Here is a 19,191-nt window from a genome sequence, read left to right on the forward strand (position 1 = left end):
TACAGGTGTTTATTCGGGGCTTTCTCCTCGTAGCCTGGCAAGGGTCCTGGAATCAGTTCCTGGATTCGCATCCAACTTCCTTTCGGCAAGCCTCCCATCTGAAACCTCGAATCTGGCTTCCGGGGCTCCGTACAACGCTGCCATCATTGATCAAAGGAGTAGCTCGGCCATGTCCAACGACCTGACTGGCTCACCAGCCTCATCCCATCAGGTGCTAAGCGCCGACTGGTCATTTCCTGAGAATATCTCATCGTCGCAGGCAAGGGCAACCCGTCCCGCCCTGGTAAGTGGACCAAATGGTCAGCTTCACGCCTTGTGGGAGCAGAATGCGAGAATCTTCTATTCGGTGCGCGACAACGGTCAATGGAGTTCGCCTGCAACTGTCGCAACCGGGCGGCAACCGTCCGCCGGCCTCGATGAACAGGGTGCGCTTCATGTAGTCTTCACCAACGAGTTTTTCTTCAAGGACGATATCTTCTTCGTAGTGTTCGATCAGGGGATTTGGTCGCTTCCCATTAAGGTTTCCAAGACAACGGGTGCTTCCCGCCTGGCCGACCTTGCTATCGACCATCAGGGAACGGTTCATGCTGTCTGGACCGATGAAACCCCCGGTTATGAAGTGATCTATCACGGTTGGTTCGAGGAGACCTGGCTCAACGAACCGATTCAAAATGCTCGAGGCGCGACACCGGTATTGGTGGCGGATGGTCAGGATCCTGAGGGGCTTCATCTCGCCTTCCAATCCAGCGGGATCGGAGTTGCTGCCAAGGATATCTACCACCTGAAGGGCAAGATCTACGAGTGGACATTGCCAGAAAATGTTTCGATTTCATCGGAAACGGACTCCATCGACGTCGCTTTGACCCTCGATTCTGACAATCGTGTCCACATGGTTTGGCAAGAGGTGGAGGGGGATACCAGCCGGGTTCGTTACGTGAAGGGCAACCCGAGTGGGTGGGAATATCCTGAGGATGTGTCGGTTCCTGGAATCGATGCCCGTCAGCCTGCCATTCTGGCAACCCAGGGGACTCAGATCAGTGTTGTCTGGCGGGAAGGAAATACCATTGTATTTCGCTGGCGCAGGGGAGATGTCCCCAACTGGCACGTGCCCGATCCAGTGATCGCCAACGACAGCGGACTTGCCGACATGGTCATGGAAGGTGGTGCTGATGGAGCGCTCTACGTCGCATGGAGCGGCGCTGCCAACGGCAGCGAGCGTGATATCTTCTCCTCCCGACATGCACCCTTGTATCAACCCAAGGTATTTCTGCCGGGCATCGAAGTCGATCACTGACCTGTTTGGCAGCTTGATTCTTTCGTACCGACAGCACTTCCCGTAGCCTATACGCGAAAACGCTCACCCTTCAAGGGTGGGCGTCGTACTGTGCGCACTGAAACGCTTCGGGTGGCTATCGCATCAACATCGAGAAAACGCCTGAGGTGAGCAAAGTCGAACTGTTGTCGATAGCGCGCTCATCGAAGCGATGCGGGGCCATCAATGGCAATTGACCACTGACAATTGGCTAAGCGCTTACGACCGAATTGTCGCTTCCATGGATGTTTGGCACAAAGCGGTCGGCATGCCAGTCATTGTGCCAGATGGACTGGTCGACCAAATAGCGGAACTGGTACTCCCGACCTCTCGCCAGCTCCAGTTGCACAGTCCAGATACCGGTTCGTTTATCTTTCCCCATTGGCGTCGCAAGTTCATCCCACTCGTTAAAGTCGCCCACCAGGTGTACCTGGCGCGCTCGTGTGGCGGCTGGATACTCGAATGCGATCAGCACTGTATTGGGGTTGGAAGTATGCTCTCGACGAATCATTCTATGGATATATCCAGATCATAGGGATTTCTACCTGGAAGCAGCATTGCTGGTAGCATAGCATAATCCCCATATCAAGGCAAAACACAAAAACGTTCGGTGCGCAACTTGACGAAAAGATAAGCAAAACGTAGAATGATTTTTGTAAATGCGCCGGGGGCCACCCAACGCCAGTTCGGTGTGCTTGTGAACCGCTGATATCGGTTTGCCTCGTCGCTGATTGTGGTTGGAAAAACCAGGGAAAAGAGTTGACGGGAGCCAATAATGTTTGAGTCCCTATCTGACAAATTGCAGAACATTTTCGATGGCCTTTCGAGTCGCGGGCGTCTTTCGGAAGCCGATGTCGATCGCGCCATGCGCGAGGTTCGCCTGGCGCTGCTTGAAGCCGATGTCAATTTTAAGGTAGTAAAGGATTTCGTCGATCGGGTAAAACAGCGCGCGATTGGCGCTGAGGTCATGAAGAGCCTGACACCCGCTCAACAGGTCGTCAAGATCGTTCACGAGGAACTGGTAGAGACGCTTGGTGAGTCTTCCAGGTTGGACCTCTCTGGCACCACTCCTCACGTGATCATGCTGGTTGGTCTCCAGGGGTCGGGCAAGACAACTACTGCCGCCAAACTGGCCCGGTCATTGCGAAAGTCAGGACAGCGGCCACTGCTGGTCGCCGCCGACACCTACCGTCCTGCCGCCATTCACCAACTCGAGGTGCTCGGCAAACAATTGGACATTCCGGTGCATAGTGAAGGGGATCAGGTCCCGCCACCGGTCATCTGCGAGAATGCGGTGCGACGTGCCCGGGATGCTGCCTACACGGTTGTCATCCTGGATACTGCGGGTCGTCTTCAGATTGACGACTTGATGATGCAGGAACTGGAGGAGATTCGCGATCGTACGCGACCCCAGGAGGTTCTCCTGGTCGCTGATTCGATGACAGGTCAGCAGGCAGTGAATGTAGCAAAATCCTTCCACGAAAAGATCGGGTTGACAGGGTTGATTCTGACGAAGGTTGATGGCGACGCTCGCGGCGGTGCTGCCATCTCCATGCGCCAGGTCACCAATGTCCCGATCAAATTCCTGGCCACGGGTGAGAAAACAGATGCACTGGAAGTGTTTCATCCAGATCGTCTGGCGAACCGTATCCTGGGCATGGGCGACGTGCTTACCCTGATCGAACGAGCCCAGGAAACCATGGATCATGAGACATCCGCGTCGGCTGCCCGGCGCATGATGAAGGGTGAGTTTGATCTGGACGACTTTCTGGAGCAAATGGCTCAGGTGAAGAAAATGGGACCGCTGAGCCAAATAATGGATATGCTTCCAGGATTTGGCCGGATCAGCCAGGACGTTTCTGCTGAAGTTACGGATCAGCAGATGGGCCAGATCGAGGCAATCATAAGTTCAATGACTCGAGAGGAGCGGCGGCGGCCAGAGATCATCAATGCCAGCCGAAAACGCAGAATCGCTCGCGGCTCCGGCACGAATGTGCAGGAGATCAATGAGCTTCTTTCCCAATTCAAGCAGATCAAGAGAATGATGAAACAGTTTGGCGGTGGTGGCAAGCGTCGTCGTGGGCAGATTCCGGGCTTCCCCGGTTTTCCGATGGAGTGATCGAAAGAATCAAGTGCCAGGCATGGATCGAGCAGTTGAAAAAACAGAACCGGGTCATGACGAGATTACCAATTGGCTTATCGAATAAATTTTACGAAACAGACAGCCTCAGGAACACCGATCAAGGATTTGAGTTAGCATTCAAGAATCGTTTGGCTCCAACTACGTTGATTGCAGTGGGGCCGCTGAAGATCGACGGCCAGGTATTTGAGGGTGAAGAAGTTCTGCTTTCACTGGAACGTCCTGCGGTCGGGCACCGTCGGCCTCCTGAACCCCTGCTTCGAACCGGGGCAGAGATATCGTCCAAGAAATCGCTGGCTTTCGATTTGAACGCGATCGCCCGCGTGGCAGTGCCTGGTGCGAGTCTGCCTGCCGGTGAGTACAGTGTTGCCTGGACTTTCAAGACGAAAGAGGTGGGTGACATCACCGTGAGGGCGGTGGATGAAGTTTCCGAAGCCTGATCGATCCTGGATTGGAGAGTCCCCGTGGTTAAAGCATTGAAACGAACAGCTTTGTACGATGAGCACCTGGAACTTCATGGAAGAATGGTGCCGTTTTCAGGTTGGGAGCTGCCTGTCCAATATGACGGCATTGGTCCAATCAAAGAGCATGAGGCAGTTCGCACCAATGCCGGCCTGTTCGACATCGATCACATGGGCCAATTCGAAGTCCGCGGCACTGATGTGTTGCCGTTCCTTCAATTTGTCCAGGTGGCCGATTTGCGGTCTTTGCAGGATAGCGATGCTCGCTACAGCCTGCTCTGTTATGCTGACGGTGGTGTCGTGGATGATATCTTCATCTATCGCTTCGAGAGCGATCGCTGGTGGATCGTGGTTAATGCCACCAACCGTCGCAAGGATCTGGCATGGCTGGAAGCTCACGCGAGCGGCTTCGATGTCCAGATCGAGGATATATCTGACAGGGTGTATATGCTCGCCTTACAGGGACCCAAAGCACAAGAAATCCTGCAACGGTTGGTCGACACCGATCTGGATGAACTGGCCTTTCATACATCGATTTCGGCGCAGGTGGCCGGGATTCCCACTGTGATCGGCGCCACCGGCTATACCGGCGAGTATGGCTACGAACTGTTTTTTCCCGAGAGCAGCGCTGTTTTTTTGTGGCGTACTTTGCTGGAAGCGGGAAAGGCCGATGGGTTACTTCCCTGTGGTCTGGCTGCGCGCGATTCGCTTCGCTTCGAACCCTGTTTGGCTCTTTACGGTCACGAGATCGATCAGGACATCGATCCAGTTGGCGCGCGGTTGGGGTGGGCCATAAGTTTTGACAAGGGTGGTTTTATCGGCCGTGATGCGCTCCTCAAGCTCAAACTCGAAGGGCCGCCCAAAAAACTGGTCGGATTTGAGATGGTGGATCGGGCCGTGCCTCGCGCTGGCTATCAAGTCGCAGTCGACGGTACCGTGGTCGGCCAGGTGACGACCGGGATGAAATCCCCGACAACCGGTCGTTTCGTCGGGCTTGCCTACGTGCCCGCCGAATCGTCGAGGCTGAATACTGAAATTGACATAATTGTTCGAGACAAACCGAAGAGAGCAGTCGTCGTCCGGCGACCGTTCTATCTTGCTGCCTACCGGCGCTAGCAGAGGAGGACATTCCATGGTATACAAATTCGATAGTGGCGTGCACTACGCCAAGTCCCACGACTGGGCCCGCGTTGAAGATGGTCTGGTGGTTTGCGGAATCAGTGACTTTGCCCAGAACGCACTGTCTGACATCGTCTACATCGAGTTGCCTGAAGTTGGCAGCGAGGTGCAACAGGGTGAGGTCTACAGCACCGTCGAGTCGGTGAAAGCGGCTGAAGAGGTCTATGCACCGGTTAGTGGCGAAGTTGTTGAGGTCAATGAGGAATTGGAAGATTCACCTGAACTGCTCAACGAAGATCCCTACGGGGGTGCCTGGATAATGAAGGTTCGTCCAACAGACCTGGCTGAACTGGACAACTTGATGGTAGCCAAGGTCTACGAGGTTTTTGCTGGAAACCTCGATGATTCTGGAGGCCACTAATGCCATTCATTGCGACCACCGATGAAGAGCGAGCGGAGATGCTGGCAGAAATCGGTGTGGAGCGCATCGAAGACCTCTTTCTCGATGTACCGGAACTTTTCCGCTATCCGCCAATGAATCTGCCTGAACCGCTCAGTGAACTGGAGGCCATTCGCGACCTGGGCAGCCTGGCTGGCGCCAACGAGAGCGGCGAGGACCTTTCCAGCTTCATCGGTGCAGGCGCCTACCATCACTTCTCCCCGTCGGTAGTGAATTTCCTTGCAGGTAGATCGGAATTCTATTCCGCTTATACACCCTATCAGGCCGAGGTCAGTCAAGGCACGCTGCAGGCGATCTTCGAGTATCAGACGATGATTGCTGCCCTGACCGGTATGGACGTGGCGAATGCCAGTCATTATGATGGTGCTACGGCAACCGCTGAAGCCGTCATCATGGCCCTGAATATGGCGCGGGGTCGGCGTAAACGGATTGTACTGTCGCCGACTGTAAACGCTCAGTATCGGGAGGTTGTGCGCACATATACCCAGGGCATGGATCTGGATATCGTCGGCGACGGCGATCTAGACAATGATTTCCATGCGCTGATCGATCTCTGCAACGACGACACGGCTATCGTGGTAGTTCAGAATCCTGATTTCCTGGGCCAATTGCATAGCCCGGCTGAGATGCAGGATCTGGCAAACGCCGTGCATGCCGCTGGCGCCGTATTGGCGGTGGCGGTGGATCTCATCAGTCTTGGGCTGTTCACACCGCCTGGTGATTATGGCGCCGATATCGTGATGGGCGAAGGCCAAAGCCTTGGCAACGCGATCAGTTTCGGCGGTCCCTATCTGGGCTTTTTTGCCATGCGGCAGAAGGACGTTCGCAGGTCGGCAGGCCGGATTGCCGGAGAAACGGTCGACGCGGATGACAACACAGGCTATGTGCTCACTCTGAATACCAGGGAGCAGCATATTCGCCGCGGCCGGGCCACCAGCAATATCTGTACCAACCAGGCATGGAACGCGCTGATGGCGTCCATCTATCTGGCAGTCATGGGGAAACATGGGCTGCGCTCCGTCGCCGAGCAATGTTACCATAAAGCCCATTACGCGGCCGCCAGAATCAACGAACTCGACGGTTTCGAAGTACTGGGTAGCCGGCCCTTCTTTAAGGAGTTCGTAATCAGGTGTCCGGTTGACGTGAGCGATCTGAAGGATTATCTGTTGACGGAATGGGGTGTGCTGCCAGGTTATGACCTGACCGGAGATTATCCTGATCTGGGCCAATGCCTTCTTGTTTGCGTGACCGAAATGAACAGTCGCCAGGAGATCGATGATCTGGTAGAGGCGCTGACGCAAGCTGCATCAGTTCTCACCGTTGAGGTAGTGGTATGATCGAACCTACAGTCTATGAAATTTCCTCCCCCGGTCGCACAGGCCCTCGATTGCCCGAATTGGATGTGCCTGAAGCGCCCTTGCCCGAGGGCTACGTGAGGGACGCTGAACAACTTCCTTTGCCGGAATTGAGTGAATTGGATGTCGTGCGGCATTTTGTGCGGCTCAGTCAGAAGAACATGAGCATCGATACCAACTTTTATCCGTTGGGTTCCTGCACGATGAAGTACAATCCGAAGGTCAACGAGTTAACCGCCGGATTGGCCGGATTCGCTCAAATTCATCCCCTTCAGGATACCGATCTGGTTCAGGGTGCTATGCAATTGATGTTTGAGTTGCAGGTTTACCTGGCGGAGATCAGCGGTTTCGACGCGGTGACGCTGCAACCTGCTGCGGGAGCGCAAGGTGAGCTGGCCGGTGTACTCATGATGCGCAAGTACCATCTGGACCGCGGCGATAACAAACGAAAAAAGATTCTGGTGCCCGACTCTGCTCATGGTACGAACCCGGCCTCGACCACCATGTCGGGTCTCGAAGTAGTGGAATTGCCTTCAGATGACCGCGGGAATCTCGATCTGGCTGCTCTCAAGGAGAACCTGGACGAAACGGTCGTCGGTCTGATGCTGACCAATCCCAATACCCTTGGCCTCTTCGAGGAACACATCCTTGAGGTTACCAGGCTGGTCCACGATTCTGGTGGCCTGGTCTACGGCGACGGCGCCAATCTGAATGCCATTGTAGGGATCTGTAAGCCTGCCGAACTCGGTATCGACGTCATGCACTTCAACCTTCACAAGACCTTCAGCACACCGCATGGTGGTGGTGGCCCCGGGGCCGGCCCCGTCGGTGTTGTAGAAAAACTGGCATCGTTTCTGCCTGGTCCTCTTGTGGCCCTTGAGGCTATCGTTGATGAAGAGCCCGGTTTGCCCTTCCTGGCCGGTCCGTTGGCTGAAGAGGGACCCACCGACCTTCATCGCTTGGTCTGGTACACGCCGTCAAAATCGATCGGACGGGTCCGCAGCTTTGCCGGGAACTTCGGCGTGCTGGTCCGCGCCTACACGTATATCCGAATGCTGGGGGCCGAGGGACTTCGCCGGGTCGCGGAGAACGCCGTGCTTAACGCCAACTACCTGAAGGCGCGGCTGCAGGGTGAGGGCTCCTATCCCATTGCTTTTAGCGACCGGACCTGCATGCATGAGTTTGTTGCCCAGGGGATTTTGGAGGGTGCGTCCGGCGTCCATACCCTGGATATCTCCAAGCGATTGATGGATTATGGCTTCCATCCACCAACGGTCTATTTTCCATTGATTGTGAAGGAAGCGTTGATGATTGAACCAACTGAGACAGAAAGCAAGGAGGCGCTTGACCTCTTTGCCGACGCGCTCATCGCTATCGCAGGCGAGGCCCGCACCGATCCGGACCTGCTTCACGAGGCGCCTCATCAGGCACCAGTACGTCGCCTCGACGAGGTGCGTGCCGCCCGGCAGGCGATTTTCTGTCGCCGTTGATCAACAGGGAAACGATGGTTCTGGCCTGCAAAAAGAAAGGATAATCCACGGTGCCAGCCCGTAACGAGTTGCCAATTTATGTCGTTTCTGGCGGGACCGGAACCAGCGCGACAGCCGTTTTGGACCGGGCCTTGAGCCAATTCCCCAGCGCCAAAACCGATGTGCACTTGGTGACCGAAGTGCGCGACGTTGCCCGTTTGGAAGAGGTGGTTCTGTCTGCGGCACTTGATGGAGGCACCATCGTTCATACACTGGTAGAGGCTGACCTGCGAGAGGCAATGGTGAGCCTGGCTCGCAATCACAATGTAGTGGCAATTGACCTGATCGGGCGGCTGCTTCAGCGTCTCAGCCTGGAGTTGGATCAGGCGCCGCTCGAAGAACCAGGACTTTACCGGCAACTGCATGACGAGTATTTCCGTCGCGTCGAAGCCATTGAGTTTTCGGTCAGCCATGACGATGGTCAGCGTGCCCGCGATCTGGAGAATGCTGACATCGTTCTGACCGGCGTATCCAGGGTCTCCAAAACGCCGCTGAGTGTCTATCTTTCAACCCAAGGATGGAAGGTGGCCAATGTGCCAATCGTGGTTAATCAGGAGCCGCCTCAGGAGCTATTCGAGGTCGACAGGAACAAGGTGGTCGCGCTGACGGTGGAGCCGGCACAATTGCAGGAATTCCGTCTGCGGCGGGGACGCCAGCAGGGTCTGCCGGTCAGCGGCCGGTACGGCGATATCCACCATATCACCGAAGAGCTGGAGTGGGCCAACCTGCTGTACCGACGGGGACACTTTGCGGTCGTCGACGTGACGGGCCGGTCGATAGAGGAAACTGCTCAGGTTGTGGTTGACCTGATACGACGCCGGATGAACGAGGATAAGTAGCCAATCTCAATGAAACAGTTTGTTCTGCGCCTGATTCTATTTCTGGTCATTCTATTGGTTGTTTTTGGCGTGTATCGTCTGTTGACCGTCGATGCTCTTGAGCCGCGGGCGTTCTTTGAGGACGCTTCCGATAAACCCCTGGTGATCGTCGATACCGGGCACGGTAGTTTTGGGGTACCTTACTCCCTCGCTGCGATGGAGGCGGCGCGCGATTCCGGTGCCGGGGGGCTATACCTGCCGGTCTATCTGACCCGGGACGGGGAGTTGGCTGTGCTGCCGTCATCGCAGGATGCGCAGGGTTCCGATTTCCGCAGTGGCGCTTCGACGCTGACGCTCGACGACGTGCGCACGCTGGGCGCCGAACAGGGACTCGAGGTAGCCAGCCTCAATGAGGTTTTGCGCGCGTTCCCTGAAATGCGCTTCTTTGTCGACATGCCAGAACCCAGTTTTGGCGCTCTTTCCGCCCTGCTGATAGCGAGTGATGCCTCTTCAGCGCTCGATCGTCTGGTAGTGCGGGTTGACAACCAGCAATTGGCTGATGCGCTACGCCATCAGGTGCCATCTCTGACTACAACCTACACGAGTGGCGAGTACGACGCTTTTTCCCCAGTATTTGCTCTTGGCCTTACGCCCTTTTATCGACCGGCTGCACCGGCGATTGTGGCGCCTTTGCCTGAGGTTTCCCCGCGGCTGATCCGGGTTGGTGACAATGGGGGATTCTATATCGTTGCAGGCGCCGTTGGGCAGGCAAGGGAGACCATCGAGGATTGGCTTGAGTCTGATCTTGATGCGATCATAGTAAGCGAGACATCGCAGATCAACTAAACGATGTGAGGGAGTCGATGATTAACGAGCGTGTGATGGTTCTGGACAAGGGGTGGATCGAGCTTCAGGATGTTATGGGGGATGATAACGCGATTGTTTCCGCTGCGCGGGCCTCATTTCTCGGTGAGAGCAAGGGGACAGAAAAGGATAAACGGTTACTCTTTTATCTGTTGAAACATTATCATACAACCCCGTTTGAAATGGTCGAGTTCAAGTTTCGGATCCGGGCACCGGTGGTGGTTTGGTGGCAGTGGGTAAGGCATCGAACCTGGAGTTTCAACGCGCAAAGCGGGCGCTATACACCATTCAAGGAAAAGGATTTTTTTGAAGTTGGCTCTGAGCAATGGCGGTTGCAGAGCGAAGACAACAAACAGGCCAGTGAAGGTTACCTTGCGGATGGTCAGTGGCTGAGCGATGCTCTGGTCAAGCATTACGAAGAAGGCTACCGGCTTTACGAGGCCGCACTGCAGGCTGGCGTGGCGCGGGAGCAGGCCCGGCTGTTCCTGGCTGGTTTTGCAGTCTATTATACGTGGGTGTGCAAAACAGATGCCCACAATCTCATGCGGTTTCTGAGATTGCGAATGGCCACCGATGCTCAACTGGAGATCAGGGAGTATGCGCAGACGATCTTCCGGGAGTTTTTCAAGCCTGCTCTGCCATGGACGGCAGAGGCCTTTGAGAAATATCGGCTGCAACCGTTTGGCATTCAGGTTGCCTCACACTCGTAAGTCAGGCTTTTTCTTGCACTTGGGGACACCCCGTCTTCGCGAGAGGCCAGGTCTTTATGTATCGAACGTGATCGTGGCTTCCCACCTGCCGTTCACGCAACCCACGAACAAATCCCAATAAGTGGTTGCCTTGATGTGAGCAAGATGGCCGCGCCCGGCGACACCGCGGGCGGTTCCCGTCAATTCGTAGCCCCGATCCGACTGATCCGTGGAAACCGCAAATCCTGTGAAGAGACCATCTTGCACTTCCGAAAGGAGCAGGAGTTCGTTCAACCAGGCAACCATGAGGGCTTCAAGATCGGGCGCTCCGATGGCGACGCTGCTTTCCAGCCTGGCCTCGGCTTCGGGTTCCGCACCCTGCAATAAGAACATGGCTGCCGCGGCGTTTTCGAATAATTGCTCCAACGAACCTCCCCAGACGCGAATGGTCCAATCGGCCGTATGATCCAGTTCCTCAAAGAATTTCGACATGGTTCCCTGATGTGGGGCTCGTCCTAGCCCGCACAACCAGCGTCGCTGAGCGACGCACTGGTGTTGGATGCCTTCTCCAGGATATGGCGAGCCGAGCGGACGTCCCTCCCGATTTGCTCCCGCAGTTCGTTAGCGTTGGCGAAGCGAATCTCAGGGCGCAGGCGTTCGACGAACGAGAGGGATATCGCTCGGCCATAGAGATCACCCTCGTAGTCTAACAGGTGTGTCTCAACGGTGGGTTGCCCATTGTCGAAGCTGGGGCGCACGCCAATGTTGGTTACCGATGGCAGCGGCGTCGAGCCTGCACCGGAGTCATCCAGCAGGCGCACCCAGGTTGCATAGACGCCATATGCCGGTATCAGTCGGCCCGCTGGCACATCCAGATTGGCTGTAGGAAACCCGATTTGATGCCCTCTGCGCGCGCCAGCAACTACCGTGCCCCGAATCGAATAGGGTCGGCCAAGTTGGCGGGTTGCCAGGAAGACATCGCCGTCGGCCAATTGCTGGCGAATCTGCCTGCTTCGGACCTCCATACCGGCGACGGCCTGGGGCTCGATTACTTTCAGGTCGAAGCCCAATCTGTCGCCCATTGATTGCAAGGCTGCTACATTACCTTCGCGATTTCGGCCAAGGGTAAAATCTGGTCCGACCCAGAGCGAAGTGAGGTCCAATGACTGTACCAGTGAAGTGACAAAGTCGCTGGCGGAAGTACTGGCTGTTTCCCGGGAAAACGGGTAGACCACCACATAGTCGAGCCCCAGATCATTCAGGATTTCCAGGCGCTCCTCAACACTGCTGAGACGGCGATGGTGGTGCCCGGGCCGGATCACGGTCAGCGGATGGGGATGGAACGTAAGCAGGCCGGCAAGGCTATTCTGAAGACGGGCGCTTTCGATCATCGCGCGTAACAGAACCTGGTGACCAAGGTGTACACCGTCGAAATTACCGATGGTCAGGTGCGAGTGGATGGCAAGAGGAGGGTGCGGGAGAGTTTTGAAAACTTGCATGCTCTAACCATTCGCCTGGGCAAGTACTTTCACTGGCCGGAAGATGTTCTTAGCTTCATCATACCGAATGATCGCCAGCAGTTTGCCTGCCGGATCAAAAGCTCCCAGGTATGAGTCGGTGCAATCAGATATCGCGGCGTCCAGCGACTGGCCAAAAAGGATCTTTCTGGCATCGCTCTCTGACAATGTGATCGTGTCAAGTTCGGCAATGGCCCTTTCAGCTGGAAGCAACAGGTCTGTCCATTGCCCGGCGTCAACCGCGGCGGATAGAGTATCCAGCCTGTTTGCCATGTCGATCGTGAGGTCTCCCACGGCCAGGCGGCGCAGGCGGGTCAACGTGCCGCCGCAGCCAAGCCTCTTTCCCAGATCATGGGCAATCGAGCGGATGTAGGTTCCCGCACTGCATGAAATACGTAGGTGCAGCCGACCGCCAGTATAATCCAATAACCGGAGGTCATGAACTGTAACCGGCCTCGGTTCGGCCGATACCTGTTCGCCGGCGCGTGCTCTCTTGTACATGGCGATACCGTCGCGCTTCAGGGCCGAAAAAGCGGGGGGCGTCTGCATGATGTCGCCCCGAAAGCTATCCAGTGCCGAGTCCACCTGCTCGAATGATAATCCAGGCAGGCGAGCCTCGCTGGTGATCTGGCCCATGGCATCGTAGGTATCGGTGGTGAACCCCAGGGTGATATCGGCGTCATAGACCTTTTCGGCGCCTACCAGGTACTCAAGAAGTCTCGTTGCCTTGCCAAGCGCCAATACCAGAACCCCTGTTGCCATCGGATCCAGGGTGCCAGAATGCCCCACGCGGCGGATTTTGGTCATCCGGCGTACCCGGTCAACGACGTCATGGGATGTCAAGCCGGCGTCCTTATCGACGACAAGCAGCCCCCAGGTGTCCTGTTGTGTTGTCCCGTTCATGGCTGGTTCGGCTCAGCGCTCTTGGCGGACCTCGTGTTCGTTCGTTGTTTCGCCAGGGAAAGGCGCAGTGCGGCTATGAGCTTTTTTTCGGCTTCCCGTAAGGACATATTCAGCTGGCAACCCGCAGCCAGGGGATGTCCTCCGCCGCCAAGCTGCCGGGCCACATCGGCGACGTTGAAACCGGGGGAAGCGCGCATGCCCACATCGGTCTGTCCATCATCGCGCTCGACAAGAACAGCAGAAACATCAGCCTCGTCCGCAGCGACCATGAAACTGACCAGCCCGGTGTCGCTCTGTTCCACACCACGGCATGAGGTTCGCATCGATCGGGGGATGGTGGTCCAGATTATCCGGTCCTGCAACTTCAGGGCTTCAATCGCTTTTCCCCACAGGCAAATGGAACCCATTGACCGGTGATTGAATACATTTTCGTTGACCGGGGTTAGAGACGCTCCTGCTTCCATCAGTTTCTGGGCGATTCCCATAAGCTCTGCCGTGACGTTGGCAGTGCGGAAACTGCGAGTGTCGGTGGAGATGCCGGTGAGCAGGCATTGGGCAGCATTTCGGTCAACCGCCCAGCCCAGCGACTGGCTGATTTCGAACACAATCTGGCAGGTGCTGCTGGCCTCGGGATTGACGATATTGAGGGTTCCAAAGTTATCGTTGGTGACGTGGTGATCGATATTGATCAGGGGAATGCCGGCATGGAGGAACGGGTCAATCACCGTACCGAGGCGTCGCATGTCGCTCGAATCCAGACTGACGATGAGGTCTGGCTTGCTGCCGGCGGCTTCGGTGACAACCGTCTCCCAGCCCGGAAGAAAGCGCAAGGAATCTGGCACGCCATCCTGATTGGCGGCGATGACTGTTTTCCTGTTCTTTTCCAGCAGGGCCTTCAAGCCCAGCATGGAGCCAATTGCGTCGCCATCAGGCGCAACGTGGCTGATCAGAAGGATTTGTCGGCTGGAAGCCAGATAGGATTTGATTGCCGAATACATTTGTCAATATCCAATTCAAAATAGAATGCCCCATTGGCCGGTCTCATTTCCTTGCAGCGAGACAGGCTAACGGGGCGCGTTCGGGATCGATCAGTCCGTTCCTGTTTCCTCAGGCCCCATTTCGGCTTCGTGAGCTTCGTCTGAGTTCTCCGGAACGAGGGAGTCGAGAAGGTCGCCGAGACGCTGGCTGATGATCATGCCGTCGTCGTAGCGGAAGTTTAGCTCCGGTACATACTGCAACGAAAGGCGCGACCCGATCTCTCGCCGAATATAGCCCGCTGCCTTTTCCAATGTTTTTACTGCCTGTTTGCCCGATGTTTCGTCGCCAAGTTTGCTGACGTATACAGTGGCGTATCTCAGGTCACCCGTCACGTCGACCCGCGTTACGCTTACAAACTCCAGCCGCGGATCTCTCAGGTCGTAATCGATTATCTGTGCCAGTTCCCGTTGCAATTGTTCAGCGACTCTCAATTGCCTTCGTGATGTCATAGGGTTTTTCCGACTGTCTAGACGCGGACCTTCTGGTATGCTTCGATGATATCGCCTTCTTTGAAGTCATCGAACGTGTCGATGCCGATGCCGCACTCGAAGCCGCTCTTCACCTCGTTGACGTCATCCTGGAAGCGCTTCAGTGAATTAAATTTGCCTTCAGAGAGGATTTCGTCGCCACGGTAGACCCGGGCGAGCGCATTTCGGCGAATCTCGCCTTCGGACACATAACAGCCTGCAATGTTGCCCCGTCTTCGGATTTTGAACACCGCTCGTACCTCGGCGCGCCCCAGGCTTTTGTCCTCGTAAACGGGGTCCAGGAGACCCTTGAGCGCCTTGTCAATATCGTCGATCAGCTCGTAAATCACCTCATAGATTCGAACGTCCACCTGCCTGACCAGGTCCGACTTCTGTGCAGCCAGTGTTGGTTGGGTGTTGAAGCCAAGAACAATGGCATTGGACGCGACAGCCAACATCAGGTCTGACTCCGTTATCTCGCCCGTGCCGGTCTGCAGAAGTTTGACCCGAAGCTCGTCGGTGCCCAGGTCCTTCAGTGAGTTGACAATCGGTTCCAGCGAACCATCCACGTCGGCCTTCAGCACCAGGCGAAGTTCCTTGACCTTGCCGGCCAGCATCTGCGCGAAAACATCGTCCAAAGTGATGCCCTTGCTCCCGACATCCTCTCGTGCTGCGCGGCGTCTCTCGACTCGTTGTTCAGCTCTCTCTCGGGCAAGTTTGTCGGTTTCAGTTACCTGAAAGATATCGCCTGCGGTGGGTACTTGCGAGATTCCCAGTACTTTTACCGGCGTCGAGGGCCCGGCGGATTCTACCGGTTCTCCCCGGTTATCAAACATGGCACGAACCCGCCCACTGGTGGTGCCGATCACCATGGCGTCGCCCACGCGCAGTGTGCCCTTTTGAACCAGCAGGGTCGCTGTGACGCCCCGGTTTCGATCCAGCAATGCCTCGATGACCGTGCCGATGGCCGGCCCTTCCGGATCCGCTTGAAGGACTTCCACGTCGGCGACCAGCAGCAGATTCTCGAGCAAATCGTCGATTCCCTGGTTTTGAAGCGCGGAAACGGGGACGCAAATCACATCGCCTCCCCAGTCCTCGACAATCAAATCCTGTTCCGCCAGCTCTTGCTTTACCCGGTCAGGGTTTGCATTGGCCTTGTCCACCTTGTTCAATGCCACGACGATCGGCACGCCAGCTGCCCTGACATGGGCGATAGCTTCCCTGGTTTGCGGCATGACGCCATCGTCTGCAGCGACGACCAGGATTGCTATGTCAGTGGCTTGAGCGCCACGAGCCCGCATTGCGGTAAAAGCCTCGTGGCCAGGTGTATCAAGGAAGGTGATCTTGCGGCCATCGTGGATGATCTGATAGGCACCGATGTGCTGGGTGATGCCGCCCGACTCGCCTGAAACGACATCGGTTTTTCGGATGGAATCCAGCAGGGTTGTCTTGCCATGATCGACATGACCGAGCACCGTGATCACCGGGGGCCGGATGACCAACAATTCCTCCGGCGTATCTTCCAGAAGGCGTTGGCGCAGGGTCTTCGGGTGCGCCAACGTTTCTTCTTCTGCCGTCGTCTCTTCTTGAGCCTTCGCAATCGGTGTGGCCTGAACACCCATTTCCTCGGCAACAATCGCCGCCGTATCATAGTCCAGGGTTTGCGTAATGGGCGCCATGATTCCGAAGTTCATCAACACCTTCATGATGTCGATGGGACTTCGCTGCATTAATTCAGCCATCTCTCGTACCGTAATGGTTTCCGGGAGTTCGATAGTTGATGGTGGCTGGGCCGCCGGCGTTGGCTCGGTGCTCGGCGCTTCTGCGGTTGGTCGAGGTCGCGGTTTTCGTCGCCTGCGGCGCCGTCCAGGTGGATTGGGACGTCTTCGGCGCGGTGGTCTGCTTGACGCACTCGATCGAGGCGCTTGGGTTCCGCCGGTTTTGGGTTGACTCTTGGAAGAGGTAGTGGGTTTGGAAGACGACTGACTCGTCGCCGGTTTGGATGTCTTGTTTTCTTCTGCCATAAAGTTTTCCTTAACAGGGCCTTTCCCTGATGCGGGAAGGCATAGTTCCAGAGTATTGGACGACGAGTTAACGTCTGATATGCTGATACGGTGGCAGGAACCTGAGGAGCTATTGGAGGCTAGGAGGAGGAACGCCTGGTGAGTGAGACCGGGAAACTCAGACGCCCATAGGATCACTCCTCGTCATAGCGCTCTTCCTTTTTGCCACCAGGGTCCACATGATTGGCCACAACTGTTTGGCACCATATCTGTCGGTTTGGGATCACTCTTCGCCGGCCGTCGTCGGTTGCTGTGGCACTTCTGGAATTGGCTTAGTGTCATCGGACAGGCGGCCTGCAAAACCCTGCAATAGGGCCATTTCACCTTCAGTCGGGGGCACTTTCAGCGCCCGTTTAATCAGCGAGCGGTCCAGGGCCCGATGCCAGCAACTCTTGCGCAAACAAATGTAGGCACCGCGGCCGGCGAGCTTGCCACCAGGATCGATCTGAATTCCAGAATCCCTCGTTCGAACGATCCTGACCATTTCACGCTTGCCACTAACTCTATGGCAGGCAATACACGTTCGTTGAGGATCGTGTTTTGTGCGTTGCGGTTTTTTTGCCTTTGCCACTTTTCAGTATCGAAAGGGATGCGGAACAGAGTGTCCTGCTCATCCCTGGTAGTTACTCGTCGTAATCGAACCAGTCCTGGCTGTCACGTTTTCGCTGTCGAATGGCAACAACCTCACCGATTTCTTCATCGAAAACCAGTTTCCGACGCTTATCTCGAATCTTGCGTTCCTGCAGTTGCTCGGCCTTCGATTTTTCAGGATCATCGCTGACTTCCTGTGTCTGGACCTCAACCTCAGCTGCGTCAGGTGTAGCCTCTTCTTCGTCATACTCATCGTACTCGTCGTACTCGTCGTACTCGTCGTACTCGTCGTACTCGTCGTATTCGTCCGACTCTGCTTCACTGGCTTCGGCCTCTACCGTCGCATCGGCGATTTCGTCGACCATTGTTTCGCCCACCGCCTCTGTTGCCTCAGCATCGGGCTCTAATGCAGCAGCGTCGTCGGAGATGGCAACCTCGGTTTCAGCCTCGACCTCGAGTTCGCCGTCAACCTCGAGTTCGCCGTCAACCGTGCCAGGTACTTCACTTTCCGCAAGGGCTTGCGCCTCGGCGGCTTCTTCGTCGGTGAGAAGTTGTTCGGCGACCGACAGGATATCTTCGGTTTGGGCACGAGCTCTTGCCATGGCAAGACGTGCACGCTTGGCTGCCAATTCGATGGCGAACTGATCAAGCTGCTCTTCTTCGGCTTCGGCCTCGCTCTTGATGTCGATGCGCCAACCGGTGAGCTTGGCACTCAGTCGGGCGTTCTGCCCCTCCTTGCCAATCGCGAGTGAGAGTTGGCGATCGGGAACGACGACTATTGCTGTCCGGTTTTCAATTGTGTCGTCCAGCACAACGGTGGTAACCTTGGCCGGGCTCAGCGCGTTGGCAATGAAATGGCCAGGATCCGGGTGCCATTCAACAATGTCGATTTTCTCGCCGTTTAGTTCGTTGACAATTGCCTGGATTCGTACGCCACGCATCCCAACACACGAACCAACGGGATCAACCCCCGGCTGAATAGCGACAACGGCAACTTTGGAACGATGCCCCGGCTCACGTGCGATGCTCTTGATCTCAACGCTGCCATTGAATATCTCAGGCACTTCTTGTTCGAGCAGCCGTCGTAAGAGCCCCCGGTGGGTTCGCGACAGGCGTATTTGCGGGCCACGATTACCATGGGTAACATCTACCAGATAGCAGCGCACTTTGTTGTTGGGCCGGTAGCGTTCATTGGGAATCTGGTCTTCGCGAGTGAGGATGCCTTCCGCCTTACCATCGATGGTAAGCGTAACGTTTCCGCTGCTGTATTCCAAGTTGCGGACGGAACAAAGAAGGATTTCGCCCAAACGATTTTGAAAGCGCTGGTAGATTGCATCCCGTTCGGCTTCCCTGATTCGCTGGAGAATGACCTGCTTGGCAGTCTGAGCTGCGATCCGTCCAAAGCTCGTCGGCGTATTCTCGACCAGCACGACCTGTCCAAAATCGGCCGTTGTGTCAATCGCGCGCGCTTTTACCAGGGATATCTCGATGCTCTCGTCGTCTACCTCTGGAACAACCAACTTCTCAATGTAGATCTGCATTTCCCCGGTTGCGGGATCAACTCTCGCCTGCACTTCTGCTGTCGTGCCAAACCGGCGACGGTGGGCAGAAACCAGGGCTGCCTCAATGGCTTCAAAAACCACCTGGGGTTCAAGCTCGCGCTCGACGCAGATGCTGTTGATGGCCATGATCAGTTCGTTTTTCATATCCCTTTTTTTTACTCCCGGTGCCACTCTTTTTCCCAGAATTGTGCGCTGAGGGCACAAAATGAAAAGTGCCTTACAGCAAGAAAAGTGGGGGATGCCCACTTCTCTCGACCAACATTCTTCAAGCTCGGTGGCATTTTACCACACACCGTGTTGACT

At 55.9% G+C, this 19,191-nt stretch carries 19 protein-coding genes; 10 read left to right on the forward strand and 9 right to left on the reverse strand.

What is annotated here, in order from left to right; genetic code table 11:
• Positions 1 to 169 precede the first annotated feature (169 nt).
• Positions 170 to 1,294, forward strand: coding sequence for a hypothetical protein (locus tag U9R25_01100; protein ID MEA3334476.1), 1,125 nt, complete (start codon positions 170 to 172; stop codon positions 1,292 to 1,294).
• Between the two features lie 229 nt (positions 1,295 to 1,523).
• Here the strand turns inward: U9R25_01100 and U9R25_01105 are convergent, their stop codons facing one another.
• The gene (locus tag U9R25_01105) at positions 1,524 to 1,823 is read right to left on the reverse strand and encodes an isoamylase early set domain-containing protein (protein MEA3334477.1); all 300 of its coding nucleotides are present in this window, start codon (positions 1,821 to 1,823) and stop codon (positions 1,524 to 1,526) included.
• 264 nt (positions 1,824 to 2,087) lie between these two features.
• On the opposite strand from U9R25_01105, the gene ffh reads away from it, so the two are divergent.
• The 9 genes from ffh to thyX all read left to right on the forward strand — a co-directional run bounded on the left by ffh (position 2,088) and on the right by thyX (position 10,768).
• The gene (ffh, locus tag U9R25_01110; GenBank protein MEA3334478.1) at positions 2,088 to 3,431 is read left to right on the forward strand and encodes a signal recognition particle protein; all 1,344 of its coding nucleotides are present in this window, start codon (positions 2,088 to 2,090) and stop codon (positions 3,429 to 3,431) included.
• Positions 3,432 to 3,583: 152 nt separating this feature from the next.
• Entirely contained in the window at positions 3,584 to 3,892 is a 309-nt protein-coding gene (locus tag U9R25_01115; GenBank protein ID MEA3334479.1) for a hypothetical protein, read from the forward strand.
• Between the two features lie 24 nt (positions 3,893 to 3,916).
• On the forward strand, positions 3,917 to 5,029 hold the full coding sequence (gene gcvT / locus U9R25_01120) for a glycine cleavage system aminomethyltransferase GcvT (GenBank protein ID MEA3334480.1): 1,113 nt from the start codon (positions 3,917 to 3,919) through the stop codon (positions 5,027 to 5,029).
• A gap of 16 nt (positions 5,030 to 5,045) precedes the next feature.
• The gene (gcvH, locus tag U9R25_01125) at positions 5,046 to 5,453 is read left to right on the forward strand and encodes a glycine cleavage system protein GcvH (GenBank protein MEA3334481.1); all 408 of its coding nucleotides are present in this window, start codon (positions 5,046 to 5,048) and stop codon (positions 5,451 to 5,453) included.
• Positions 5,453 to 6,829: an aminomethyl-transferring glycine dehydrogenase subunit GcvPA gene (gene gcvPA / locus U9R25_01130; GenBank protein MEA3334482.1), complete on the forward strand. Its 1,377-nt coding sequence runs from the start codon at positions 5,453 to 5,455 to the stop codon at positions 6,827 to 6,829. Before gcvH ends, gcvPA begins: the two co-directional genes overlap by 1 nt.
• Positions 6,826 to 8,337, forward strand: a complete 1,512-nt coding sequence (gene gcvPB / locus U9R25_01135) for an aminomethyl-transferring glycine dehydrogenase subunit GcvPB (GenBank protein MEA3334483.1) — start codon at positions 6,826 to 6,828, stop codon at positions 8,335 to 8,337. Before gcvPA ends, gcvPB begins: the two co-directional genes overlap by 4 nt.
• Before the next feature lie 50 nt (positions 8,338 to 8,387).
• Entirely contained in the window at positions 8,388 to 9,215 is an 828-nt protein-coding gene (locus U9R25_01140; GenBank protein ID MEA3334484.1) for a pyruvate, water dikinase regulatory protein, read from the forward strand.
• A gap of 9 nt (positions 9,216 to 9,224) precedes the next feature.
• Complete coding sequence (locus U9R25_01145) at positions 9,225 to 10,040, forward strand: hypothetical protein (GenBank protein ID MEA3334485.1); 816 nt, start codon at positions 9,225 to 9,227, stop codon at positions 10,038 to 10,040.
• Positions 10,041 to 10,057: 17 nt separating this feature from the next.
• Positions 10,058 to 10,768, forward strand: a complete 711-nt coding sequence (thyX, locus tag U9R25_01150) for an FAD-dependent thymidylate synthase (protein ID MEA3334486.1) — start codon at positions 10,058 to 10,060, stop codon at positions 10,766 to 10,768.
• A gap of 54 nt (positions 10,769 to 10,822) precedes the next feature.
• On the opposite strand, the gene U9R25_01155 is transcribed toward thyX, so the two are convergent.
• From U9R25_01155 to nusA, 8 genes are all read right to left on the reverse strand, one after another.
• Entirely contained in the window at positions 10,823 to 11,239 is a 417-nt protein-coding gene (locus tag U9R25_01155) for an archease (GenBank protein MEA3334487.1), read from the reverse strand.
• Between the two features lie 23 nt (positions 11,240 to 11,262).
• Complete coding sequence (locus U9R25_01160; GenBank protein MEA3334488.1) at positions 11,263 to 12,246, reverse strand: bifunctional riboflavin kinase/FAD synthetase; 984 nt, start codon at positions 12,244 to 12,246, stop codon at positions 11,263 to 11,265.
• A gap of 3 nt (positions 12,247 to 12,249) precedes the next feature.
• A complete protein-coding gene (gene truB / locus U9R25_01165) occupies positions 12,250 to 13,167 on the reverse strand; it encodes a tRNA pseudouridine(55) synthase TruB (GenBank protein MEA3334489.1) in 918 nt (305 codons plus the stop codon).
• A complete protein-coding gene (locus tag U9R25_01170; GenBank protein ID MEA3334490.1) occupies positions 13,164 to 14,165 on the reverse strand; it encodes a bifunctional oligoribonuclease/PAP phosphatase NrnA in 1,002 nt (333 codons plus the stop codon). The genes truB and U9R25_01170 overlap by 4 nt, the downstream gene beginning before the upstream one ends.
• Before the next feature lie 90 nt (positions 14,166 to 14,255).
• On the reverse strand, positions 14,256 to 14,654 hold the full coding sequence (gene rbfA / locus U9R25_01175; protein ID MEA3334491.1) for a 30S ribosome-binding factor RbfA: 399 nt from the start codon (positions 14,652 to 14,654) through the stop codon (positions 14,256 to 14,258).
• A 17-nt stretch (positions 14,655 to 14,671) separates the two neighbouring features.
• Complete coding sequence (gene infB, locus U9R25_01180) at positions 14,672 to 16,696, reverse strand: translation initiation factor IF-2 (protein ID MEA3334492.1); 2,025 nt, start codon at positions 16,694 to 16,696, stop codon at positions 14,672 to 14,674.
• 262 nt (positions 16,697 to 16,958) lie between these two features.
• A complete protein-coding gene (locus U9R25_01185; GenBank protein ID MEA3334493.1) occupies positions 16,959 to 17,306 on the reverse strand; it encodes a YlxR family protein in 348 nt (115 codons plus the stop codon).
• 52 nt (positions 17,307 to 17,358) lie between these two features.
• Complete coding sequence (nusA, locus tag U9R25_01190; GenBank protein MEA3334494.1) at positions 17,359 to 19,032, reverse strand: transcription termination factor NusA; 1,674 nt, start codon at positions 19,030 to 19,032, stop codon at positions 17,359 to 17,361.
• Positions 19,033 to 19,191: the final 159 nt, after the last annotated feature.

The organism is Chloroflexota bacterium, assembly GCA_034717495.1.
Taxonomy (GTDB): Bacteria; Chloroflexota; Anaerolineae; order JAAEKA01; family JAAEKA01; genus JAYELL01.